We start from the raw sequence: 23098 nt of genomic DNA on the forward strand, positions 1-23098 counted from the left end.
TACAGGCCGGACCGTCATGCCCTACGATGTCATGTCAGGCACGACATGGCGGACGCTGCGATCCTCAGTGAAATCGGCCGGCCGTTTTTGCCGTTTGCCCAGGTCGGGCTCGTCGAACTTCAGCCGTTCATAAGGAATGGACTGCAGGATGTGCGAGATGCAGTTGATCCGGGCGCGCTTCTTGTCGTCGGAAGGCACGATCCACCACGGAGCGTGTTTGGAGTCGGTAATCCGCAGCATATCGTCATAGGCGCGCGTATAATCCCACCAGCGCTGGTAGGATTCGACATCCATCGGGCTGAGCTTCCATTGCCGCAGGGGATCGTCGATCCGGCGCCTGAAGCGGCGCTCCTGTTCCTCCTCGCTGACCGTCAGGAAATATTTGAGCAGAATGACGCCGCTCTCGACGATCGCCGCTTCGAAGCGAGGGGCAAGCTCGAGAAAGCGCTGCGCCTTCTTCTCGCTGGTGAAGCCCATGACACGGTCGACGCCGGCTCGGTTATACCAGCTACGATCGAATATCACGATTTCACCGGCCGCCGGCAGATGAGCGATATAACGCTGCATGTAGATCTGCGACTTCTCGCGGTCGGTGGGCGCGGGCAGCGCCACGACGCGGAAAACCCGAGGACTGACCCTCTCCGTTATCCGCTTGATCATGCCGCCCTTGCCGGCGGCGTCCCGCCCCTCGAAGATGATGACGATCCTTGCGCCCGACTTTTTCACCCAAGCCTGAAGATGCGCCAGCTCCACCTGCAGCCGGTTGATCTCCTTGTCATAATCCCAAGATTTCTTTTTCCTTTTATCCTTGCCGCTGCGGGTTGGCTCTGCGTCGGCCTCTCTCGGCTCATAATTTTCGTCCATGGCTCTCCCTCCTTCTGTCACTGAGATATATTGCTGGCCTGAACGGTGCGGTCGGGCTGGGGGATATCGCCGATCAGCGCCCGCAAGGCTTCTTCCCTGCCGTTGAACAGATTGTCGGCGCCGATCGTCTCGATGACCCCGGCACGGGTAAGAATGGCGCGGCTTTCATCGCTGAGATCGGCAATCGCGAAGATAATGTTGCGTTTGGCAAGCAGTTCAGCCACGGCCTCGAGCGCGGTCGCCCCGGTGCTGTCGATATATGTGATGGCGCTTGCATCGAGCACCAGGCATCTGGTCTCGGCGGCCAGCCCCTTGATCACCGAAATCATGCGCAAGCGCACATAATCGGCGTTGTAGAACAGGATGCTGCCCTGGACTGCAAAGATGGCCGCGCCCTCGATGGGACGGGCTTCCGGAAAGCGCTGCAGATCGAAGAAACCGTGGCGCCCTTCGATGCGGCCAAGAAGGCCGTCACGCGGAAACATCGTCTGACGCAGGAGATAGGCGAAGGTCGCCGCGATAGCGACGATCACGCCATTGAGGACGCCGAAGCTGATCGCGCCCCACATCGCGATCAGCGCGAAGATGAATTCGATGCGGCTGATGCGCCAGATCTTCCTGAGTTCATCGACATCGATGAGGCTGATCGCCGCCGTTGCAAGGATGGCCGCCAGCGCCGGGATCGGGAGAATGCGCAGCGCATCATTCAGGAAGACCAGCGCCGCAACCAGCGTCGCGGCAGAGACCAGACCTGCAAGTTGAGAGACACCTCCCGTCGACAGGTTTATGGCTGTGCGGGAATCCGACACGCTGATCGGAAATGAACCGAAAAGACCAGGTGCGATATTGGCCGCGCCAAGGCCGATCAATTCCTGGTTTGCATCGACTTCCTCGCCGGTGCGCGAGCCGAAGCTGCGCGCCGCCACTATGCCCGCACCGAAGCTGACGAGAAAAATCGCGGCTGAACCGAGCACGATCTTATCGAGAGGCATCTGATGAAACGCGGGCAGGGAGAGGGCCGGCAGGCCGCTTGGCAAGTCGCCGACCACGGCGATGCCCTGCCCGCGGAAATCGAAGATCGCCGACAGAACGACAGACACCACTACGACGAGAACCGGGCCGGGAACCTTCAAGTGCAGCGCCCGGACGATCCATAGCAGCGCAAACATCGCAAGGCCGAGGATGAGCGAAGGCCAATGGATCAGGCCGCTCTTGGCGAGCATTTCGACGAGCGGCGCGATCAGCCCGTCGGATTCGATCTTCACTCCGGTGAAGCGGCCGATCTGTCCGACCAGAATCGAAAGCGACACCCCGGCGAAAAACCCGACCAGAATCGGCCGGGACAGGAAGCTCGCGAGAACGCCGAGCTTCAATAATTTCGCAGCGATGCAGAAGACGCCGACACCGATGGCAAGCGCCGAAGCGATCGCAACCCGATCGACAGCGGTACCGGCAGGCAAGGCCGCGATGATGGCGCCCATGGCAGCGGCAAGCACCGTCATCGTCGCCGCGTCGGGCCCGACGATCAGCAACCGCGACGGCCCGAAAATCGCATAGGCAATCGGCGCAAGAATGCTGGCATAGATGCCGGTTTCCGGCGGCAGGCCGGCGATCGCCGGGTAGGCGATGGCGCTTGGCAGGCCGACGGCAGCGACCGACAGCCCGGCCGGGATATCGCTGCGAAGCCAATCCCAGCTGAAACCGCTCAGGCCCCGCAACATCGGAATGCTACCTATCACCGCTGGCTCCTATGCTCTTAACCGTTGGTTCTTCCCGCCGTTGGTTCTTCCCGATCATCGCGCTGCTTGGCCGCACGGTTGCGTCAACTGCGATAGCCAATCGCAAGACCGCGGGTTGAGGCCGCCCGTTTGGCAGCGTTCGCGGCGTGCTGATGAGGTGGTTTGATACGTTGGCGATCAGATCTGACCGTCGATCGCCATCTCAGACAAGGATGGTGACGACGAAGATAGTCTAAACACGGCCGCTCCTTCTGGCCGGTCTGGCCTCGCCCTTAGATCGCTATCAACGGTCGATATTAGGCCCGTTTCGGCTTGGAGGCTCGTAGCATCGTGTAATCTCTATCGGGTCGCGCGCCGCCAAGCCCTTGCGGTGATCGTCAGCGCCTGAGGAGCGGGGCGATTCGATCTGCTAGATTACTGACATTCGGCCGGTTGCCTCGATTTCCCGGGCCACTCAAAAGCTGGCTACCGTAGAGGATCGCGTATTTTACGTCAGCCGCGGGTGCTGCTGTTGTATAGTTTTGACATCTGCTGAGCGCAGTCGCGGCGGGGGCGGAGATGGCGTCGGGAGATAAAGGTTCGACATATCTATCCGCCCTTGAGACGGCCGAGACTTATTTTCCCAACCAGACGCGGCTGGTACAGCGGCTTTTCTACGTCAACGAGCCCTTTCACAGCATGTGTGAGGATCTCGCGGCCGCCGCCCAGGCTCTGGCCCATGTCGAAGGTCTGCCGGAGGCGGTTCGCGAGGCGCGGCGGCAAGAATATGCGGGACTGGTCGAGGCTCTGCTGAAAGAGATGGGGGAGGCAATCGCCCAATCGAAAGTTGTCGTGCTGGGGCGACCGCCTCTCATCGGTCCGAAGTCTTCATAAAGGCATCCGTCATTGTCTGATCCAAGGGAGGTCGATGCGATGAAAGCCATTTCCTGCAAAGTGTTTGGGGGCCGATTCCCACTTGGCCAACTCATCGCTGGCCAAGTCATTGCTGGATTATCGGCTGTCACGATCATCGCGTTGCAGCCGGCCCTGCCCGCGCGCGCCCAGGCGGCTGCACCAGCGGCATCGCCGGCCCAGCCGGCTGCCGAACAGCCTGCGGCGGCCCTTCTGTCAGACGATGAGCTGGAAGTGCTCGTGGCGCGCATTGCCCTTTATCCGGACGAGTTGGTCGCAGCAATCTCGGCTGCCTCGCTCTTTCCCCTGCAGATTATCGAGGCGCAGCGTTTCCTGGAGGCAAAAAAGAAGAATTCCGACCTCAAGCCGAAGAGCGAGTGGGACGGCAGCGTCATTTCGCTGCTCAACTATCCCGATATCGTCAAGATGATGAGCGAGGACCTCGACTGGACGCAATCGTTGGCGGATGCGCTCACCAATCAGCAAAAGGATGTTCTGATTGCCATCCAGCAGCTTCGCGACGAAGCGGTGGAAAAAAACATCATCAAGACGGATGACAAGGTGACCGTCGTTACCGAGAACGAGAATATCATCATCCGGCCGACCGATCCCGAGAAGATCTATATCCCGCAATATCCACCGGAAATGCTCTACGAACCGGGTTATGCCTCGGAGCCTATCTCCTACTATCCGGATTATTACGACAGCTACTATTACCCCGGGGCGGGGTTTTTTGCGGCTGCGGTAACCGGGTTGACGTGGGCGGCCATCGTCAACTGGGACGACTGGGGCGTCTGGGGCGGCCGTTGGGACGGCGGCGATATCGACATCGACTGCAACAATTGCCTGAACGACCGCAATTTCAATGGGAAGCTCAAGCTTAACGACGTCGACTGGAGCAATGTCGATCGCAGCAAACTGAGTATAGGCAAGGACCAGTTTTCGAAGCTGGACCGGTCGTCGATCAAATCCAGTCTCCAGAGCGACAATCGCAACCAGCTGCGCAACAGGGCCAACGATATCCAGGCAAGCCAGAGGCCCGGCAATCGCGGTAACGCCGCACGCGCTGAAGACATCCGCAGAAACACGGCGCAAGGTTTGAAGGCCAAGCCCGCCTCCAATCGACCGGCGGCAAGCGATCGGCAGGGAGCGTCGAGGCCTGAGGCCCGTCCTCAGAAGGCCGCCAATCGCCCCGCCAAACCGGCCCAGAAATCCGTCAAGAAAGCCAACAAGCCGCAAATGGCTGCGAGACCAGACAATCGCGGACGCCAGCCAAGCGCTCTCGGCAACCCGCAGTCGGGTCGCCGGGAGGCTGTCTCCTCACACCGCGGCTCGCAGAGCATGGGCCAGCGTCCTTCGGCCCGTCCACCTCAGTATCGCCGCCCGCCAGGCGGCGGCGGTGGCCGCGGTGGCGGTGGCGGTGGTCGTGGCGGCGGTGGCCGTGGCGGCGGTGGACGGCGGTAACACCTGTTTCAGCTCAGGGAGTGACATCATGAGACGCCAATCGACTGTAATTTCGCTCATGTTCGCAGCAGCGCTCTGCGCTTTTTCGGCAACGCCGACGCTCTCACTGGCGCAGGCGGATCTCTCCGCCTACAAGGCGGCGACGTCCTCGCCCAAATTCGACAGTGCGCAGCTTGCGATCGACAAACTGAAGTCGGTGCTGGCTTCCAACAACATCGACGATCTTGCCGCCTTGCTGGGCCTCAACGCCGACAAGCTCCGTTCAAGCAACGAGGCGATGATCGCATACGGATTGATCCGCGAGGGCGCAGAGCGCCAAGTGGTTCTGAAGGATCTCGGCAATCTGAAGGTCGCTGCGATCGGCGATCGGCTTTGGCCGCTGCCGTTTCCGCTGACCGAAGACAAGGATGGCAAATGGTTCTTCGATACTCAGCGTGGCCTTGAAGAAATCATCAATCGCCGCGTCGGCGAGAACGAGCTCGCCACCATCGATACCATGCGTGAATATGTGGCTGCCCAGTACTGGTTCGCATCCGAGGATCGTGACGGCGACGGCATCTACGAGTTCGCGAAGAAATTGATCAGCAGCCCCGGCAAGCTCGATGGTCTTTACTGGGATCCCAGCGTATACCCCGAGGAAAGCCCAGCAAGCGCGCTGGTCGAAACGGCCGCTTTCGGAGCCGCCAAACGCGGCGAGGGCTATTACGGATATCGCTACCGCATTCTGACATCCCAGGGCGACAACGTGCTTGGCGGCAAGCAAAGTTATATCATCAACGGCTATATGACCGGCGGCTTTGCACTGATCGCCTGGCCGGTCAAATACAGGGTCACCGGCGTGCAGACGTTCATGGTCAACGGGATGAGCGTCATCTACCAGCGCGATCTGGGTCCGACAACGGAAGAGCGTGCCGCGGCGATCAAGGATTTCAATCCGGACGCAAGCTGGACTGTGGTAAAGGATTGAGAGGCCAGCCAGCAGTGCCCTGCGCCGCCAGCTGAGTACGAGGAGCAGCTGCCATGGCGCGGTTTGAGTATCGCTTCTCGCCCGTGACCTCGCGCCCCAGCCATTGCGGCAGATTGAACCGGTCATTCTCGCTCGCCATTTCGATTTCGGCGAGCGTTAATCCCTGGTAAGCGCCGGCGAATACGTCCACCTCCCAGCTCCGGCCGTCATGCAGGACGCGGTATCGCGTCTTTTCAAGGACATGACCTGCATGGAGCAGGAGGTCGCGTGCCTCCTCGACCGGAATGTCATACTCAAATTCCTCGCGAGCGAGGCCTGGCGAGCGGAATTTGATCGTCAGGCGCGCGGAACGCCCGTCGATCAGGCGGACGCGTATGCAGTTCTGATCGAGGCAGAGATAGGCCTGCTGCAGAACGTGCGGCTCGTCGGCGCAAGCGCGCCAACTGTCGTCCCGGACCAGGAACTTTCGCTCGATCTCTATCGCTTTCAATAGGATATTTCCTTGCTCACGCCTGCTCTTTGCCGTCAATCGACGGGGGGTTCCCAGGTGAGGAAGAAGCCGACATCTCCCGGCATGCCGTCAGGGAAATTGATGATCATCGCCTTGAGCCCGTAGCCTTGCGGCTTGGCGATCTCCTCGAACAGTCCATGCAGTTCCTTCGCCTTTCCCTGTAGCGTCTTCTGCCACCCAGGAAGGTTATTGTTGATGGCCCGGCCGCTGTCCGTGCAGAACGTCGATGGAAAGCTGTAGATCAGCGCCTCGTATTTGCCGTCCGCGGCCGCCTTCATCACGAGGCGTTTGATGACAGCGCGTTCCGCTTCTCCGATCTGCTTGCGGAAGAAATCCTCGACGAAGTCAGCATGCTTCTTCGCTTCGCGCGACTTGATCTTTTCGCTGCGCTCGATTTCCAGAAGCTGGAGTTCCAAAGCGCGTTTGCGCAAGTCCTCAGCGCTCGTCATGGATGATGTGGACGCTTCGGGTGATGTCATCGTCGCCTCCTCCAGAATGTTTAGGCGATGATAGAGCGCACGGAGTGACGATGGCAGTAAAATACATGTCCTCGCCGGTAGGATACGGTATCCTACGCTGATCAGGGTTATACTGGCCTGCATTGGCTATTGGCGACCATCGACTAAGGTGATCCTTAATTAGCACATTCTTGCAAATCGCATTGCCGTTATGCCGACTCAGGTCTATCGTCGATGGCTAATACTGCAGGTTGATCGCAATCGGAGTCTTGGGGGAGCCGATGCAAAATGCAGGCGCTGACAGGGCAGGCAGCGACATTTCTTCACCTGAAGAGGTGCAGCAGCAACTTGAGCGTATTCTGTCCAGTCCGGAGTTTCGTCTTCCGGAGCGGGCAGGAAGGTTCCTTGAATTCGTGGTGACCGAGACGCTTGCCGGCCATCGCGACTACCTGAAGGCGTTTACCATCGCACAGGCCGTTTTCGGCCGAGATGCAAGTTTCGATGCTCAGCAGGATCCGTGTGTCCGTATCGAAGCAGGACGACTGCGCAGGGAACTGGAACATTATTACCTGACCGCCGGAGCCAGCGACCGGGTTATCATCACAATTCCCAGAGGCGGCTATGCGCCCATCTTCGAGGTAAGGCGAGGAGCCGAGCCTGCAGAAAGGCCGCAAACGGGACAGTCCGCTGAGCTGCGGCCCTCCCCAGACTACGCGCAGCAGGTCCCTCCGGCAGCGGATGGGCGCCGCCGGGATAAGGCGGACCGGCGTGTGTCATGGTCCCGATATTGGCTCGCCGCAGGCGCGGTGGTCGTGTTTGCCGCCGCTGCCGCGGCGCTTCAGCATGTGAGGCTGTTCGATACCGGGAAAGAGATGCCGTCCGGAGCTGTCGGCCGCCCAATCATCGTCGTCGAGCGCTTCGAAAGCGCCTCCGGCAGCGGGGTAGCATCCGACATCTCCCAGGGCATCACCGACGACATCATCGAAAAACTGGTTCCCTTCAACGATATCGTCGTCGCCGCCGTTCTGCCGCGCAATCGCGATGGTCAGTTGTCATCGCAACCGATCTATGCCTTGCAGGGCAGTATTAGGCTGGAAGGCGAAACGCTGCGCTCGACGGCCCGGCTTGTGCGGCGAGCCGATGGGACCGTCATCTGGGCCAATAATTACGACGCCGACATGAAAGTCCAGGGCCTCCTGCAAACGCAGGCAAGTCTTGCCGAGGACATTGCGACGGCGGTTGCGCGACCGTTCGGCGTGATATTTCAGGCGGACACCGCCAGCATCGCAGGAAACGCAGACGCGTTTTCCTGCATCCTGTCCTACTACAGCTACCGGAGCGAAATGACCCCGCAGGCGCAGGAAACGGCAAAATCCTGCCTGAAGCATGCTGCCGAAAAGATGCCCGATGATTCCAATATCGCGGCTTTTCTTTCGCTCACCTATCTCGACGAATTCCGCTTTCCATATCAGCTGGACACGAAACCGACCGCTGCCACGCTGGCAACTGCCAAGGAGCTAGCCGAACGAGCCGTGCGGCTCGATCCGAAGAATGCCCGAGCTCTGCAGGCGTTGATGCTTGCCAATTTTTTCGGCAATGACCCGACCGAGGCCCTCCGCGCCGGTGAAGCGGCCTACGCCAGCAATTCGAACGACACGGAAGTTGCCGGCGAATACGGCCTGCGCCTGGCAATGTCGGGGAATTGGGAGAGGGGCTGCGAGCTGATTTCGCAGGCGGTCAGCAAGAATGCGGGACCGCAGGGATATTATGAAGTTGGGATGGCGCTTTGTGCCTTCATGCGGGGCGATACCCAGGCTGCCGAATTATGGTCCCGCATGTCGGACCTCAACTACAATCCGATGCATCGCCTCGTCCTGCTTTCGATCCTCGGCACCCTCGGAAAATCGGCGGAGGCAAAGGAGCAAATCGACTGGATCGAGGCCCGATCGCCCGCCTTGATCCTTAATGTCCGGCGTGAGGTCGTCCGGCGGCTGGCAAGGATCGAGGACCAGGAACGTTTTTTTGCCGGATTGGAGGCTGCCGGCCTGCCCGTTCCAAACGACCGGCCGGCAAATTGACGGCGGTGTGCGACCGGCTGTCCTCGCCATCGGCCAAACGAAGCGCAGGGTGCTGTTACCTGTAACATACAGGATCATACATGCCTGCGGCTTCGTCTTTGGCCCAATCTCTTCCATGCAGGACCGGGTCGATCCGGCAGCATGCGTCAGGGTGGGGAGCAGTGTGAACATAAGCAACATGCGCGGCAGTCAGGCCGCTTTTCGGCAGACGCTGCGACGGCTTCTGATCTGCATTACGATGATGTGCCTGTCAGGCTGCGGCGGGCATCCGAAAGGCGTGCTGACCCCGGTCGCAGAGACTGCTCCTCGCGCCGATCGCGTCGACATGCTGGTCGCCACGACGCGCAGCCGCTCGCCTGTTCCCGGAGAGATGTTCAGCGGCGAGCGCGCCCGCCAGCCCACCTTTGCCGATATCACCGTATCGATTCCGCCTGGCCGCAAAGCCGGTGAAGTCGCCTGGCCGAAAAAGTTGCCGTCCAACCCCAAGACCGATTTTGCGACGCTCAAGGCAACGGAGTTGGATGTCGACGCCGCAAAGGCCTGGCTCAGCGCCAGCGTGCGTAAAAGCCCCGACAGGAGCGTTTTCGTCTTCATCCACGGCTACAACACCCGCTTCGAGGACTCCGTCTACCGTTTTGCCCAGATCGTTCATGATTCCGGCGTGCACAGCGCGCCGGTGCTGGTGACGTGGCCCTCGCGCGGCCGGCTGCTCGCCTATGGTTATGATCGGGAGAGTACCAATTACACCCGCAATGCGCTGGAGAAGCTGTTTCAGTATCTCTACCATGATCCGGAGATCAAGGAAGTCTCGATCCTTGCCCATTCGATGGGCAATTGGCTTGCCATGGAAGGCCTGCGGCAGATGGCGATCCGCAATGGCCGCCTGCCAGCGAAATTCAAGAATGTCATGCTCGCGGCTCCCGACGTCGATGTCGACGTGTTCCGCCAGCAGATCGCCGACATGGGAAAGCAGCATCCCCAATTCACCCTGTTCGTATCGCGTGATGATAAGGCGCTCGCCGTCTCCCGAAGGGTCTGGGGCGATGTCGCCCGTCTCGGCTCAATCGATCCGGAACAGGCGCCTTACAAGCAGGAGCTCGAGGAATACGACATCAATGTCATCGACCTGACGAAGGTGAAGACCAGCGACCGGCTCAACCACGCCAAATTCGCAGCCTCGCCCGCGATCGTCCAGCTGATCGGCGCCCGGATTTCGGAAGGACAGACGCTGACCGACAGCCGCGTCGGCCTCGGCGAGAGAATTCTTGCGGCGACGACTGAAACGGCGGCCGCCGCGGGCAGTGCTGCGGGCCTGGTACTGGCGGCGCCTGCCGCCGTCGTCGATCAGGACACACGCGACGCCTATGCCGCCGATGTCAGCGCGGTTGCCGGGCCTGGCGGCAAGTCGAAACCGGCATGTGGCAATGCGTTCAGGACGGAATGCCGGCCATAGGGCGCCGTATTCGATACGCGGGATTGGGAGGGATCATGCCGATAGTATCATCAAGGAATGGTCTTCGCACGCTGCTCCTGGCGGTGATGGCATCCCTCGCCGCACTGACGGCCATTCCCGCGATGTCGCAGACGCCGCCCGCCGGACTGCCGGCCGAACGGATCGAGCAGTTCATAACCCTGTCCACCGATCCTGCGGTGCAGGAATGGCTGAAGCAGCAGGCGGCGGCAAAAGCGGCTGCCGAAACAGGCGAGGCGAAGCCAAGCGATCCCTCTTTCGCCGAATTCGCCACACGCTTCCGCCGGCATTCTTCGGATCTGATGGAGGCTGCAACCTCGTTTCCATCTCAGCTGATGGCTGCTGCGGCCGTGCTCGAGCGTGATATCCAGGCGAACGGCGGCGCCCGGCCGGTAGTGCTCTTGATCGCCTTCATGGCGGCAGGTTTTGCCGCCCAATGGTTTTTCCGGCGGATCAGCGGCGGCTGGCGCGCCTGGATGGAGCGGGCGCCCTTTTCGACCGTCCGAGAGCGGCTTGTCCTTCTCGGCGCCAAGCTTCTCTGGGAAGCATGCCATGTGCTGGCTTTCGCGCTCGGCAGCATCGGCTTTTTCCTCGTCTTCGACTGGCCGCCGCTCGTGCGCGAAATCGTCGTCGGCTACCTCTTCGCATTCGTCGCCTTCCGGCTCGCGGCCGCGCTTCTGCGCGCTTGGCTCGCGCCCCCCGCCGCCGTACAGCCAGCATTTCGCGTGGTCCCCGTCAGCGATCCGGCCGCGACTTACTGGGCGCGCCGCCTCGCCTATCTCTGCGGCTGGTTCGCTTTCGGCTGGGTGACGGTGCGGCTGCTTGCAACGCTCGGCCTTCCCCCCGCCTCGCGGCTGCTCGTCGCCTACATGCTGGGTGTCGTACTGTTGGTGATCGCCATCGAAAGCCTGTGGCGCCGACCCGTGGAAGAGCTGGCCGAGAGCCAAACGCCCCGCATCGGCCACACGATCCGCAGCTGGCTATGGACCGCCTATTTCATCGGTCTCTGGGCTCTCTGGGTGGTCGGTGCGATGAGACTCTTTTGGATCGTCGCGGTATGTGCTGCCGTGCCGGCCATCCTTGCGCTCACTCGCGTCTCCATCGCCAATATTCTGTCGGCTCCTGCCGGCGAGGAAAAGGCCGAGCAGGCGAGCGTCACCTCAGTGCTGGTGGAGCGCGGCGTACGGGCAGCCGTCATTGTCGGGGCCATCCTCCTGCTTGCCAAGGCTCTCGATGTCGAGTTGACCCGCATGACGATGCAGGACACCCCGATGCTGCGGATCGTCAGGGGCATGCTGAGCGCCGGTATCATCCTTCTCGTCATCGATCTCGCCTGGAGCCTCGTGCGCGTTGTCATCGACCGCAAGCTTCGCGAGACCGATACGACCCAAGAGGCAGGCACCGACAGGGCACGCCGCCGGGCGCGAATCCGTACGCTGCTGCCGATCTTGCGCAACGTGCTGATGATCCTCTTCGCCGCCATTGCGGTGATGATGGCGCTGTCTTCGCTCGGCGTCGAGATCGGGCCGCTGATCGCCGGCGCCGGCGTCGTCGGCGTTGCGATCGGCTTCGGCGCCCAGACCGTCGTCAAGGATATTATCAGCGGTGTGTTTTATCTACTCGACGACGCCTTCCGCGTCGGCGAATACATTCAGAGCGGCAATTACAAGGGAAGCGTTGAATCCTTCAGCCTCCGGTCGGTGAAACTCAGGCATCACCGTGGCGCCGTCTACATCGTGCCTTTCAGCGAACTCGGCGCGATTCAAAACATGAGCCGCGATTGGGTGATCGAGAAGATGACGATCACCGTCGCCTATGATGCCGATGTCGAAAAGGCCCGCAAGATCATCAAGAAGATCGGCCAGGAACTGTTCGACGACCCCGAATTCAAGCCCGTTACGATCGAGCCCTTGAAGATGCAGGGCATCGACAGCCTCGGCGACTCCGGATTGCTGCTGCGCATGAAGTTCATGACGCTTCCCGGAGAGCAGTTCACACTGAAGCGCCGGGCGCTGCGGATGATCTATCAGGCCTTCAATGAAAACGGCATCCGCCTTGCCGTGCCGACCGTCCAGGTCGCCGGCGACAAGGCTGCCGATACGGTCGCAGCGGCGCAGCAGGCCCTGACGGCGCACAAACAGGCCTTGGCAGCAGGCGCCGGCTGACATGATCCATGCGGCCTGGCGGCCTGACCATTACGGCGTTCAGGAAAGGAGATTCCGATGGAAGACTATCACTCCGCTCTCACAAACCACGTGCCCGGCTTCATCACGGGACCGGGCCAGACGGACTATTTGTTCGTCGGCGTCATCGTATTTCTGATCGTGATGATTCTTGTGGTCGGCAACCTCTACTTCCAGCTTCACGCCGTTCCCGAACGCATCGCCCATCACACGAACAAAGTGCAGATGGAGATCGTCGCGGTTCTGGCGCTGATCTCGCTCTTCACCCACAATCATCTCTACTGGATCCTGGGTCTGCTCCTGGCCTTCATTCGGTTTCCAGATTTTGCGACGCCGCTCTATTCGATCGCCCGGTCGCTCGCCAGGCTTGCTGGTCGGAATCCGGCCGAACTCGAGGACGAGGCGCCGGTCGCCGCCGATCATCCGGAACCGGTTCGAGCGCCGGCGCCGGAACCAGTGGCAGAGGCACCCGTCGCCCGGGCGCCCGCCAAGACGCTGCACGAAGAGGGGATCTGATCATGCTAGAATTGCTGCTTTGCTCAATGCTGACGATCTTCCCGGACTATCTCTACAGGCGCTATGTCCAGGGCAAGCGCATCGGCCAGGAGATCACCCTTTACAGCATGTGGTACGAACTACGCTGGGGCATTTCCGCCTGCCTGATCCTGACCGTTTCGTTGATCACCATGATCTTCTATTTCCATCCCTCAACAAAAACGGTCACGGCGGTGTTCCGCACCGTCACGATCCTGCCGGAGGCCTCCGGCCGGGTCGATGAAGTCTTTGTCGGCGTTAACCAAAAGGTCGCCGCCGGCGCGCCGCTCTTCCGTCTCGACGATTCACAGCAGAAGGCAGCATTCGAAACCGCCAGCCGCCAAATCGCCGAAGTCGAAGCCGAAGCGAAGGTCGCGCAGACCGAGCTTGCGAGCATGGACGGCCAGATCCAGGAGGCCGAAGGCGCCCTGAAAGTGGCTGAGGACGAGTTGGAGATGAAGACCCAGCTCCTGAAGAACGATGCCGTCGCTCGCCGGGAAGTGGTCCGCCTCACCAATACGGTCGACAGTCGCAAGGGTTCCGTGAGTGCTGCGCTCGCCAAGAAACAGACGCTGGAAACCAAGCTCAGCGTTCTCCTGCCCGCGCAGAAGGCGAGCGCCGAGGCGGCCCGGGCCGAAGCGCAGGTGGAACTCGACAAGACAATCATCAAGGCTGGGGTTTCGGGCACTGTCCAGCAATTCACATTGCGGCCCGGTGATGTGCTGAACACCATGCTGCGTCCTGCCGGCATCCTGGTGCCGAGCGAAGCGGGCCGCGGCACGTTGATCGCCGGTTTCGGGCAGATCGAGGCGCAGGTGATGAAACCCGGAATGGTCGCGGAGGCTGTCTGTGTCGGCAAGCCGTTCACCATCATCCCGCTCGTCGTGACCGACGTGCAGGACGTGATCGCGGCCGGCCAGTTGCGCCCCACCGACCAGTTGGTCGACGTCCAGCAGATGGCAAAACCCGGCACTCTGACGGTGTTCCTGCAGCCGCTCTTCGACGGCGGCCTCGCTGATGTGCCGCCGGGCAGCAGCTGCATTGCCAATGCCTATACCAACAACCACGACGCGCTCGCCGATCCCAATATCAGCACGCCGCGCTGGATGTTCCTGCATGTCGTCGACACGGTGGGTGTCGTGCATGCGATGATCCTGCGTATACAGGCGATGTTGCTGCCGGTTCAGACCCTGGTATTCGCCGGACATTGAGTTCGAAGTCAGCTTCTCCAGTTTCCCGCCCTCGCTCGGGACTCTGAAACATGGCTTGGCGGATATCAGGCGGTTGAGATTTCATGGAGGGCGAACCCGCGAACGCCCTTCATGGGCTCGACCGTTTCAACGAGGGTCAGGTTTTACGATCTTTAATCAACCCCGCACAACAGAGGCCTTGGCTCCCGCCGCAGGAACCCGTCATGCCGGATCATCTCGCCCGCATTGCCCCCGAAGAGATCGCCATCGAACTGGCGATCGCTGCCGCCGATACCCAATAGACGCTGAACGAGAAGCGGCGCGCCTTTGCCAAGGCCAACCATCCTGATGGTTTCGCAGCGCCTTTCCGCGACAATGCCAACAGGCGCATGATGATCGCCAATCTGCTGATCGACGAGGCGATTCGCCGCCTGCCGCGTAGCTGAAGCTATCTCGAGCGCGGTTATACACTCCGACGCTGTGGAAGCGCTTCCATCCGGCTCGGTCCGCGCACGCTATATGTGCTGTTTTCCAGCAATTCAACCTCCCACCAAGGTACTCAGGTCGATTCTTTCGCGTTGGGGTAGCAGATAAACCTCCCGCTTTTTGGTATCTGACATAGCGCATTTCGGGACCCCCTAACCCATGCCTACGTCCTTTTCAGTAAGGCACAGCGCTAACTGGCGAAATTGAATGCGATACAACATGTTGTAGCATCGGGCGGTTTAATGTTTTCAGGAGATCGCCCACATGTCGTCTACGGAAGATCCGAAGCAGCCGCGCAACACTGCGCGCAGACATTTTCTAGGAGTGGTTGCGGCCGCCGGCGCTCGTCTCGCCGGCGCGGCGGCCATGGCCACGGCAATTTCAATCTCTCCGGCCAAAGCGATGGGTCGGCGCTGGGGGCGGGGCGGCTCCGGTGGACACGGAGGTTCCGGCGGGAGCGGTGGCCCGGGCGGAAGAGGAGGCCATGGCGGCGGCGGCGCAAATTGCTTCCTGCGGGGAACGGCGATCCTCACCGATTGCGGTGAGAGGCCCGTCGAGGATCTCAGCATCGGCGATCGCATTGCCCTTCCCGACGGCAGCACCCGTGCGGTCAAGTGGATCGGCCGCCAAAGCTTCAAGAAGAGCGGCGCACGCTGGCAAAAAGACGTCGTGCCGATCCGGGTTTGCCGCCACGCGCTGGACGGGCACACCCCACATTCGGATCTCTATCTGTCGCCTGGCCATGCGCTATACCTGAACGGCGTTCTGATCCAGGTGAAGGAGCTCGTGAACGGCACGACGATCGCACCGGTCGCTCCCGCGCCCGACGCCTCGATCGACTATTATGCCGTCATGCTCGATGCGCACGAGGTTATCCTAGCCGAAGGTGCTGCGGCCGAGTCCTTCCGCCTGCAGGACAGCAATCACGAGAACTTCTGCAATTTTGCAGAGTACCAGCGTCTCTATGGAGAGGAACGCAACGTCATGACACCCTTTGCGCCGTTGCTCGGAGGTGGCTGGTCACATTTGAAAGCGCTTCTCCTGCTCGGCGTCTCGCCGCTGGTACCGATCCGCGATCGCTTCGGGAATGCCTGCGAAAAGATCGACGCGCAGGCTAGGGAACTGTCACTCTGACATGAGGGGCATACGGCGGGAATAGAGCTCGCTGCACGCGAAGCCGTGCGGAAGTTTTGCGACGATACCAATCAAAGAAGTTAAGCGCGGCGCGCATCGGAAAGAGCGCGGCGCGCTTCGATTGTTCGCCTGCGCCGAAGCGAATGATGCTCGCCGATCTCCCGATCGACAAAGCGCTGCGGCGAAACACCTATTCCGCTTGCCCTTCTTTCGAAGGCTTTTCGGCGGGTGTCTCGGCGGCTTCGTCCTCTCCCTTGGCATCAGGCTGCACAATCGGCTCGGCCGACTGCGGCTTGAAGGTCCAGAACAGCATATAGAAGGCATAGGCGCCGGCTGCAGCGGAGATCACCGCCCAGAAGGGATCGCCGCCGATAATCTCGACCGCGGCCCAGCCGAAGCAAACGGCAACGATGCCGACACGCACCCAGAGGCGCTGGTATGCCGGATGGTTCGGATCGATCAGTTGCATGTCTGTCCCCGCGGTCGCATTTTGTCGCACTGTCCTTTAGTTTGAATCTTGCAAATGTGAAAGAGTCGCGGGCTTGACGCGACGCTCAGATGATGGAATGAAAATTCCAGATTTTTGGTAATTCGGTTTATTTGTTCCGAATTCAAGGGAGATTGAAATGACTGTAAGATTTGGTCTGCTCGGCGCCGGCCGCATCGGCAAGGTTCACGCCAAGGCCGTCAGCGGCGATGCCAATGCGACGCTGGTCGCCGTCGCCGACGCCTTTCCGCAGGCGGCGGAAGCCATCGCTTCGGCCTATGGCTGCGAAGGCCGCACCATCGAGGCGATCGAGGCGGCAAAGGATATCGACGCCGTCGTCATCTGCACGCCGACGGACACCCATGCCGACCTGATCGAACGCTTCGCACGCGCCGGCAAGGCAATCTTCTGCGAAAAGCCGATCGATCTCGACGTCGACCGCGTCAAGGCCTGCATCAAGGTGGTGGAAGAGACCGGCGCCAAGCTGATGGTCGGCTTCAACCGCCGCTTCGATCCGCATTTCATGGCGGTGCGCAAGGTGATCGACGACGGCAAGATCGGTGATGTCGAGATGGTGACGATCACCTCGCGCGACCCCGGCGCCCCGCCGGTCGATTATATCAAGCGTTCGGGCGGCATCTTCCGCGACATGACGATCCACGATTTCGACATGGCCCGCTTCCTGCTCGGCGAAGAGCCGGTCTCGGTGCTGGCGACCGCCGCCGTGCTGGTGGACAAGGCGATCGGCGAAGCCGGCGATTATGACAGCGTCTCGGTCATCCTGCAGACCGCTTCAGGCAAGCAGGCCGTCATCTCCAACTCCCGTCGCGCCACCTATGGCTACGACCAGCGCATCGAAGTGCATGGCGCCAAGGGCATGGCCGCAGCCGAAAACCAGCGCCCGGTCTCGATCGAAGTGGCGAACGGCGACGGCTATACCCGCCCGCCGCTGCATGATTTCTTCATGACCCGCTACACCGAAGCCTATGCCAACGAGATCGCAGCCTTCATCGCCGCGATCGAAAAGGGTTCGAAGATCGCCCCCTCCGGCGCCGATGGCCTGGCAGCACTGGCGCTTGCCGACGCCGCCGTCCAGTCGGTCAAGGAAGGCAAGCTGATCAAGATCGGCTGACGGTCCTCTCCCGACCGGAAGTCGTGCATGAGATGGCCGGGCTCTGCCCGGCCGTTTTGCGTTGGATGGTACTCGCAGGTGCGTGAACCAAGACCCTTCCCCGCCGAGCACGGTTGCTAAATTCGTGTCTGTGGCTGCCCCTCATCCGCCTGCCGGCACCTTCTCCCCGCAGGCGGGGCGAAGGGACATGCCGCGCCCTCTTTCTCCATCTCGACGTTGCGTTTGGCACGTCCCCTCGCCCCGTTTTTACAGGGAGAGGGTTATGGTGAGGGGCAGCCATTAACGCCGAGGCGCCGACAGGATCTGTCCCTAATCCGTCCCCTGCCCCCCGGACAGCACGATATCCTGGTCGATCACCGAGAGCGCCCGGTTGAGGTGGCCTTCGAAGACGAGGATGGGTTCGTCGGGGACGACGCGGATTTCGGGCATGCCTTCCATGCGCACGATATGCGACTGGCCGAGGCCCTCTTCGATGCCCTGCCGCAGCAGGTCGTAATAGCGGGTGCCGGGGCCGGTGATGGCGATCGGCATGCGTTCGGTCAGGCTGAGCATGCGCGACAGGCCGTTGCCGAGCGCGAGCCCCGCCTGGCGGAAGGCGAAGGCGGAGGTGCGGTGGCCCTGGCGGGCGCGGGCGGCGATCTTGTCGAGTTCGGCGACCGGCACGAATTTGGCCGGGATCGTATCGAGCGGCACTTCGAAGGCGCTGCGCAGGATGGCGTAGAAGCCGGCATAGGCTTCGATGCAGCCGCGGGTACCGCAACGGCAGAGACCGCCACCCGCCATATGCAGCATGTGGCCGAAATTGGGGGCGGAGATCTCCTGGCCGGCCTGGCCGCCGCGCCGGACGATTCCGAGCCCGATGCTGTGGCCGAGCGACAGTGCGGCGAGCGAACGGAAATCGGCGCCCTTGGCGATCTCCTCACGGGCGCCGAGCGCGGCGGCGACGAGCAGCGTCTCGTTGTCGAGAATGACCTTGGCCTGCCAGTCGGGCCGCAGCGCCGATTCGAAATCGATCTGGTCGCTGCCGAAGATCGGCGACCACAGAAGCACCGGCTCGGCGGAATGGACGAGGCCTTTGGAACTGATCGAGATCAGCAGCACCCTTTCCTGCGAAATCCTCGAGCGATCGAGAATGCGCAAGAGCCCGGCCTGCACCCCGGCGACGAACCGGGCGGCACCAGCCGGATCATGTGAGCGCCCCTCGCTGAAGCGGTCGATCAGCTTGCCGGCATAATCCACCAGCGAATATTGCACGGCATCGGAAGAGATGATGACGACGATCAGATAGCCGCAATCGCGCCGCTGGCGCAAAAGCACGCGCGGCCGGCCGCGGCCGCTTGCCGCCTGCTGCTCGGACTTTTCGATGATCTGAGCGCGTTCCAGATCGGCTGTTATCGCTGAAATGGTGGCCGAGGAAAGGCCGGTGAAATCGGATATTTCGGTATGGGCGAGCGCACCGTGGCGCCGCAGCACGGACAGCACGAGCACGCTGTTTCTCTGCCGGACCAGCTCCGTGCTCGACTTGGTCAGCATGGATGCCGCCCTCTCCTCCTGCTTTCGTGAGAGCATGATGTCACCCGAAAACCCTTACGGTTTTCGGCATCATGCTCTTCATCCGCCCTCACCTTCCCCTGCATCTCCGGTCGCTTTTGCGCAAGCGAATTAAGCCGGCGATGCAGAGTTGACAGTTGAAAAAATCTCTGACAGTTAATTTCTCGACTGTCGAGAAAAAAATCTCGACAGCTTTCGCGGTGGCCGGAGGAAGCATGGGCTGGGCCGGTCGCAACTCATTCGGGAGGACAATTATGAAGTCTATTATGAAACTGATGGCAGGGGCTGCCATTCTCGTTTCCGTGCATACCGCCGCCATGGCTGCTGATCTCGTCGTCGGCGTTTCCTGGTCGAATTTCCAGGAGGAGCGCTGGAAGACCGACGAAGCCGCCATCAAGAAGGCTCTGGAAGCCAAGGGCGCCAAGTATATTTCCGCTGACGCGCAGTCCTCTGCCGCCAAGCAGCTGACCGACGTCGAATCGCTGATCTCGCAGGGCGCCAACGCGCTGATCATTCTCGCCCAGGACTCCGACGCTATCGGCCCGGCGATCGAAAAGGCCGCTGCCGAAGGCATTCCGGTCGTCGGCTACGACCGCCTGATCGAAAACCCGGCTGCCTTCTACATCACGTTTGATAACAAGGAAGTCGGCCGCCTGCAGGCTGAGGGCGTCTTTAAGGCCAAGCCGGAAGGCAACTACGTCTTCATCAAGGGCTCTTCTTCCGACCCGAACGCCGACTTCCTGTTCTCCGGCCAGCAGGAAGTGCTGAAGGCTGCGATCGACGCCGGAAAGATCAAGAATGTCGGCGAAGCCTATACCGACGGCTGGCTGCCGGAGAATGCTCAGCGCAACATGGAGCAGTTCCTGACCGCCAACAACAACAAGGTTGACGCCGTCGTCGCCTCCAACGACGGCACGGCCGGCGGCGCGATCGCAGCGCTCGACGCCCAGGGCCTCGCCGGCTCCGTTCCGGTCTCCGGCCAGGACGGCGACAAGGCGGCGCTGAACCGCATCGCGCTCGGCACGCAGACGGTTTCCGTCTGGAAGGACAGCCGCGAACTCGGCAAGCGCGCCGCTGAAATCGCTCTCGACCTCGCCGGCGGCAAGGACATGAGCAAGATCGACGGCGCTCAGGCCTTCAAGGGCGGACCGAAGGGCGTGGAAATGCAGTCCGTCTTCCTGAAGCCGCTCGCTATCACCAAAGACAATCTGAACGTCGTCATCGACGCCGGCTGGATCTCCAAGGCTGAAGCCTGCCAGGGCGTCAAGGCCGGCACGGTTGCCGCCTGCAAGTAAGCCAGCTTTGAACTAGAATGACCGGCGCCGCAACGGACACCGCTGCGGCGCCGGATGCGGACGGGAATTCCAAGACGAAGTTTTCTCCGCCTCGCCACACCATCGCAGACTTGCATTCCCTGCCGGAAGAGCGTCGCGACGCCACGCGACCGGCTTCCGGAAGCATCGCGATGGTCAGTTGAAGACAGACGAATGGCGCCTTTGGCCAAGCTCCAGCACGCAGGCGCCCGTCTAAACAAGAATGGGGGAACGGCAAACCCATGGCCGACATGCTAAAATCAACGACTTCAAGCGGGCCGCGAACGGCGGAAGCCAATCCGGTGACCCGCTTCTTCCGCGCGACCGAGATCGACACCCGCCTGCTCGGCATGATCGGCGCGCTCATCATCATCTGGATCGGTTTCCACATCATCACCGGCGGCCTGTTCCTGACCCCGCGCAATCTCTGGAACCTCTCGGTCCAGACGACCGATATCGCGATCATGACGACGGGCATGGTGCTGATCATCGTCACCCGCAACATCGACCTTTCGGTCGGTTCCGTGCTCGGCCTCTGCGGCATGATCATGGGCGTGACGCAGGCGAAAATCCTGCCTGAATATATCGGCTTCGACAGCCCCTTCACCTGGGTGATCACGCTGCTGATCGGCATCATCGCCGGCGGCCTGATCGGCACCTTCCAGGGCATGATCATCGCCTTCTTCAACGTGCCCTCCTTCATCGTCACCCTCGGCGGCCTGCTCGTCTGGCGGGGTGCCACCTGGCTCGTCACCAGCGGTCAGACGGTTGCCCCCATGGACCAGACCTTCCGCATCATGGGCGGGGGCGCGGAGGGCTCGATCGGCGCCACCTGGAGCTGGGTCGTCGGCATCGCCGCCTGCCTCTTCGTCATCGCCAGCATCATCGGCTCGCGCCATCAGCGCCGCCGCTTCGGCTTTCCGCGCCGGCCGATCTGGGCGGAATATTTCCTCGCGACCTTGAGCTGCGTGCTGATCCTCGGCGCCGTCTCGATCGCCAACAGCTATTACTGGCCTGTCAACATCGCCAAGAAATATGCCGAAACCAACAATATCCCCTGGCCGGAAACCGGCCTCGACATTCCCTACGGCATAGCCGTGCCGGTGCTGATCGCCATCGTCGTCGGCATCATCATGACCTTCATCGCCACCCGCCTGCGCTTCGGCCGCTATGTCTTCGCGATCGGCGGCAACCCCGAGGCGGCCGAGCTCGCCGGCATCAAGACCCGCTGGGTGACGGTGCGCATCTTCGCGCTGATGGGCGTGCTCGCAGCCATTGCGGCGGCGATTTCCACCGCCCGCCTCAATGCGGCGACGAACTCGCAAGGCACGCTCGACGAGCTCTACACCATCGCCGCCGCCGTGATCGGCGGGACGTCGCTCGCAGGCGGCACCGGCACCATCGCCGGCGCCATGCTCGGCGCGCTCGTCATGCAGTCGCTGCAATCCGGCATGGTGCTCGCGCATGTCGACACACCGCTGCAGAGCGTCGTCGTCGGCACCGTCCTTGTCGTGGCGGTCTGGCTCGACACCGTCTACCGCGCCCGTGCCAAGTGAGAGGAGCTCCAGATATGGCTGATCAACGCACTCCCCTCGTGGAACTGAAAAACATTTCGATCTCCTTCGGCGGCATCCACGCCGTGGACAACGCCTCGGTCGATCTCTACCCCGGCGAAGTCGTGGCCCTGCTCGGCCACAACGGCGCAGGCAAATCGACGCTGATCAAGATCCTCTCCGGCGCCTACAAGCGCGATGGCGGCGAGATCCTGATCAATGGCGAGCCGGCCGAGATCCGCAATCCGCGCGATGCCAAGAAATACGGCATCGAGACGATCTACCAGACGCTTGCCGTGGCCGATAATGTCGACGCCGCCGCCAACCTCTATCTCGGCCGCGAGCTGAAGACCCGCTGGGGCACGCTCGACGACGTGGCGATGGAAGCCTCGGCCCGCCAGGTGATGGGGCGGTTGAACCCCAACTTCAAGCGCTTCAAGGAGCCGGTGAAGGCGCTTTCGGGCGGCCAGCGGCAATCGGTGGCGATCGCCCGCGCCATCCTCTTCAACGCCCGCATCCTGATCATGGACGAGCCGACGGCGGCCCTCGGCCCCCAGGAGACGGCGCAGGTCGGCGAGTTGATCAAGCAGCTGAAGAAGGAAGGCATCGGCATCTTCCTCATCAGCCACGACATCCACGACGTCTTCGACCTCGCCGACCGCGTCTCGGTGATGAAGAACGGCCAGGTGGTGGGCCACGCCCGCACCGAGGACGTGACCAAGGACGAGGTGCTCGGCATGATCATCCTTGGCAAGGTGCCCCCAAAAGCCATCCCCGGCCCCGGCGCCATGCAGATCTGACGCCACCTGCGCCCTGCCCCAGACAACCAAGCTCCGCCGCCCGCAAGGCCGGCGGAGTTTTTTATGTGGCATTCCTCAGGCTGACGGATAAAAACGCCCGTCAAATCGCAAGCATCGGTATTTCCGAGAATTTCGCGATTGATGCCGGCCGCAAGCTAGGCTAAGAACCACCCATCGGACAGGCGATTCAAACCGCCTCAGGCATGCACCCGTAGCTCAGCTGGATAGAGTGTTGGATTCCGATTCCAAAGGTCACAGGTTCGAATCCTGTCGGGTGCGCCATCATCTTATT

At 61.5% G+C, this 23098-nt stretch carries 19 protein-coding genes, 1 tRNA gene and 1 pseudogene; 15 read left to right on the forward strand and 6 right to left on the reverse strand.

The window, feature by feature from the left end; translation table 11 throughout:
- Positions 1-21: 21 nt before the first annotated feature.
- Together ppk2 and ACQ7C1_RS20230 are read right to left on the reverse strand one after the other, a co-directional pair.
- Positions 22-864, reverse strand: coding sequence for a polyphosphate kinase 2 (gene ppk2 / locus ACQ7C1_RS20225; protein WP_430959572.1), 843 nt, complete (start codon positions 862-864; stop codon positions 22-24).
- 17 nt (positions 865-881) lie between these two features.
- Positions 882-2585: a SulP family inorganic anion transporter gene (locus tag ACQ7C1_RS20230; RefSeq protein WP_430959588.1), complete on the reverse strand. Its 1704-nt coding sequence runs from the start codon at positions 2583-2585 to the stop codon at positions 882-884.
- 576 nt (positions 2586-3161) lie between these two features.
- Here ACQ7C1_RS20230 and ACQ7C1_RS20235 point away from each other — a divergent pair.
- Genes ACQ7C1_RS20235 through ACQ7C1_RS20245 form a run of 3 tightly spaced genes read left to right on the forward strand, consistent with a single transcriptional unit; the run spans position 3162 to position 5925 of the window.
- Positions 3162-3476 (forward strand): hypothetical protein, encoded by a 315-nt coding sequence (locus ACQ7C1_RS20235; protein ID WP_183699290.1) that lies wholly within the window; start codon positions 3162-3164, stop codon positions 3474-3476.
- Between the two features lie 39 nt (positions 3477-3515).
- Complete coding sequence (locus ACQ7C1_RS20240; RefSeq protein WP_430959573.1) at positions 3516-4958, forward strand: DUF3300 domain-containing protein; 1443 nt, start codon at positions 3516-3518, stop codon at positions 4956-4958.
- A 28-nt stretch (positions 4959-4986) separates the two neighbouring features.
- On the forward strand, positions 4987-5925 hold the full coding sequence (locus ACQ7C1_RS20245) for a DUF2950 family protein (RefSeq protein WP_183699287.1): 939 nt from the start codon (positions 4987-4989) through the stop codon (positions 5923-5925).
- Here ACQ7C1_RS20245 and ACQ7C1_RS20250 read toward each other — a convergent pair.
- Positions 5888-6415, reverse strand: a complete 528-nt coding sequence (locus tag ACQ7C1_RS20250; protein WP_430959574.1) for a CYTH domain-containing protein — start codon at positions 6413-6415, stop codon at positions 5888-5890. The genes ACQ7C1_RS20245 and ACQ7C1_RS20250 overlap by 38 nt on opposite strands.
- Before the next feature lie 35 nt (positions 6416-6450).
- Positions 6451-6915 (reverse strand): hypothetical protein, encoded by a 465-nt coding sequence (locus ACQ7C1_RS20255; protein WP_430959575.1) that lies wholly within the window; start codon positions 6913-6915, stop codon positions 6451-6453.
- A gap of 260 nt (positions 6916-7175) precedes the next feature.
- On the opposite strand from ACQ7C1_RS20255, the gene ACQ7C1_RS20260 reads away from it, so the two are divergent.
- The 7 genes and pseudogenes from ACQ7C1_RS20260 (at position 7176) to ACQ7C1_RS20290 (ending at position 15970) form a co-directional block, all read left to right on the forward strand.
- Complete coding sequence (locus ACQ7C1_RS20260) at positions 7176-8972, forward strand: hypothetical protein (RefSeq protein WP_221156319.1); 1797 nt, start codon at positions 7176-7178, stop codon at positions 8970-8972.
- A gap of 241 nt (positions 8973-9213) precedes the next feature.
- Positions 9214-10425, forward strand: coding sequence for an alpha/beta hydrolase (locus ACQ7C1_RS20265; protein WP_097597136.1), 1212 nt, complete (start codon positions 9214-9216; stop codon positions 10423-10425).
- 35 nt (positions 10426-10460) lie between these two features.
- Complete coding sequence (locus ACQ7C1_RS20270) at positions 10461-12608, forward strand: mechanosensitive ion channel family protein (protein ID WP_430959576.1); 2148 nt, start codon at positions 10461-10463, stop codon at positions 12606-12608.
- A 57-nt stretch (positions 12609-12665) separates the two neighbouring features.
- Positions 12666-13142, forward strand: coding sequence for a hypothetical protein (locus ACQ7C1_RS20275; protein WP_085779050.1), 477 nt, complete (start codon positions 12666-12668; stop codon positions 13140-13142).
- A 2-nt stretch (positions 13143-13144) separates the two neighbouring features.
- A complete protein-coding gene (locus ACQ7C1_RS20280; RefSeq protein ID WP_430959577.1) occupies positions 13145-14371 on the forward strand; it encodes an HlyD family secretion protein in 1227 nt (408 codons plus the stop codon).
- A gap of 185 nt (positions 14372-14556) precedes the next feature.
- Positions 14557-14796 (forward strand): annotated as a pseudogene (locus ACQ7C1_RS20285) (hypothetical protein); the annotation flags it as partial.
- A 304-nt stretch (positions 14797-15100) separates the two neighbouring features.
- Entirely contained in the window at positions 15101-15970 is an 870-nt protein-coding gene (locus ACQ7C1_RS20290; RefSeq protein ID WP_430959578.1) for a Hint domain-containing protein, read from the forward strand.
- A 190-nt stretch (positions 15971-16160) separates the two neighbouring features.
- On the opposite strand, the gene ACQ7C1_RS20295 is transcribed toward ACQ7C1_RS20290, so the two are convergent.
- A complete protein-coding gene (locus ACQ7C1_RS20295; RefSeq protein ID WP_430959579.1) occupies positions 16161-16439 on the reverse strand; it encodes a hypothetical protein in 279 nt (92 codons plus the stop codon).
- A gap of 157 nt (positions 16440-16596) precedes the next feature.
- On the opposite strand from ACQ7C1_RS20295, the gene iolG reads away from it, so the two are divergent.
- Positions 16597-17589 (forward strand): inositol 2-dehydrogenase, encoded by a 993-nt coding sequence (gene iolG / locus ACQ7C1_RS20300; protein ID WP_430959580.1) that lies wholly within the window; start codon positions 16597-16599, stop codon positions 17587-17589.
- Positions 17590-17898: 309 nt separating this feature from the next.
- On the opposite strand, the gene ACQ7C1_RS20305 is transcribed toward iolG, so the two are convergent.
- Complete coding sequence (locus ACQ7C1_RS20305) at positions 17899-19122, reverse strand: ROK family protein (RefSeq protein WP_430959581.1); 1224 nt, start codon at positions 19120-19122, stop codon at positions 17899-17901.
- A 272-nt stretch (positions 19123-19394) separates the two neighbouring features.
- On the opposite strand from ACQ7C1_RS20305, the gene xylF reads away from it, so the two are divergent.
- The 4 genes from xylF to ACQ7C1_RS20325 all read left to right on the forward strand — a co-directional run bounded on the left by xylF (position 19395) and on the right by ACQ7C1_RS20325 (position 23088).
- Positions 19395-20435 carry a D-xylose ABC transporter substrate-binding protein gene (xylF, locus tag ACQ7C1_RS20310; RefSeq protein ID WP_085860222.1) on the forward strand — a complete coding sequence of 347 codons (1041 nt, stop codon included), beginning with the start codon at positions 19395-19397 and terminating at the stop codon, positions 20433-20435.
- A gap of 260 nt (positions 20436-20695) precedes the next feature.
- Complete coding sequence (locus ACQ7C1_RS20315; protein WP_430959582.1) at positions 20696-22009, forward strand: sugar ABC transporter permease; 1314 nt, start codon at positions 20696-20698, stop codon at positions 22007-22009.
- Positions 22010-22023: 14 nt separating this feature from the next.
- A complete protein-coding gene (locus ACQ7C1_RS20320) occupies positions 22024-22806 on the forward strand; it encodes an ATP-binding cassette domain-containing protein (RefSeq protein ID WP_088393066.1) in 783 nt (260 codons plus the stop codon).
- A 205-nt stretch (positions 22807-23011) separates the two neighbouring features.
- A tRNA-Arg gene (locus tag ACQ7C1_RS20325) sits at positions 23012-23088 on the forward strand.
- Positions 23089-23098: the final 10 nt, after the last annotated feature.

Origin of the sequence: Rhizobium sp. Nf11,1 (genome assembly GCF_050587665.1) — a bacterium.
In the GTDB taxonomy this organism is placed as follows: Bacteria; Pseudomonadota; Alphaproteobacteria; order Rhizobiales; family Rhizobiaceae; genus Rhizobium.

Bases quoted from the DNA above. Each gene is read 5' to 3' on its own strand.
- ppk2 (WP_430959572.1), bottom strand. From the start codon at position 864: ATGGACGAAAATTATGAGCCGAGAGAGGCCGACGCAGAGCCAACCCGC.
- ACQ7C1_RS20260 (WP_221156319.1), top strand. From the start codon at position 7,176: ATGCAAAATGCAGGCGCTGACAGGGCAGGCAGCGACATTTCTTCACCT.
- ACQ7C1_RS20230 (WP_430959588.1), bottom strand. From the start codon at position 2,585: ATGTTGCGGGGCCTGAGCGGTTTCAGCTGGGATTGGCTTCGCAGCGAT.
- ACQ7C1_RS20245 (WP_183699287.1), top strand. From the start codon at position 4,987: ATGAGACGCCAATCGACTGTAATTTCGCTCATGTTCGCAGCAGCGCTC.
- ACQ7C1_RS20295 (WP_430959579.1), bottom strand. From the start codon at position 16,439: ATGCAACTGATCGATCCGAACCATCCGGCATACCAGCGCCTCTGGGTG.
- ACQ7C1_RS20280 (WP_430959577.1), top strand. From the start codon at position 13,145: ATGCTAGAATTGCTGCTTTGCTCAATGCTGACGATCTTCCCGGACTAT.
- iolG (WP_430959580.1), top strand. From the start codon at position 16,597: ATGACTGTAAGATTTGGTCTGCTCGGCGCCGGCCGCATCGGCAAGGTT.
- ACQ7C1_RS20305 (WP_430959581.1), bottom strand. From the start codon at position 19,122: ATGCTGACCAAGTCGAGCACGGAGCTGGTCCGGCAGAGAAACAGCGTG.
- ACQ7C1_RS20235 (WP_183699290.1), top strand. From the start codon at position 3,162: ATGGCGTCGGGAGATAAAGGTTCGACATATCTATCCGCCCTTGAGACG.
- ACQ7C1_RS20275 (WP_085779050.1), top strand. From the start codon at position 12,666: ATGGAAGACTATCACTCCGCTCTCACAAACCACGTGCCCGGCTTCATC.
- ACQ7C1_RS20240 (WP_430959573.1), top strand. From the start codon at position 3,516: ATGAAAGCCATTTCCTGCAAAGTGTTTGGGGGCCGATTCCCACTTGGC.
- xylF (WP_085860222.1), top strand. From the start codon at position 19,395: ATGAAGTCTATTATGAAACTGATGGCAGGGGCTGCCATTCTCGTTTCC.
- ACQ7C1_RS20320 (WP_088393066.1), top strand. From the start codon at position 22,024: ATGGCTGATCAACGCACTCCCCTCGTGGAACTGAAAAACATTTCGATC.
- ACQ7C1_RS20270 (WP_430959576.1), top strand. From the start codon at position 10,461: ATGCCGATAGTATCATCAAGGAATGGTCTTCGCACGCTGCTCCTGGCG.
- ACQ7C1_RS20290 (WP_430959578.1), top strand. From the start codon at position 15,101: ATGTCGTCTACGGAAGATCCGAAGCAGCCGCGCAACACTGCGCGCAGA.
- ACQ7C1_RS20315 (WP_430959582.1), top strand. From the start codon at position 20,696: ATGGCCGACATGCTAAAATCAACGACTTCAAGCGGGCCGCGAACGGCG.
- ACQ7C1_RS20265 (WP_097597136.1), top strand. From the start codon at position 9,214: ATGTGCCTGTCAGGCTGCGGCGGGCATCCGAAAGGCGTGCTGACCCCG.
- ACQ7C1_RS20255 (WP_430959575.1), bottom strand. From the start codon at position 6,915: ATGACATCACCCGAAGCGTCCACATCATCCATGACGAGCGCTGAGGAC.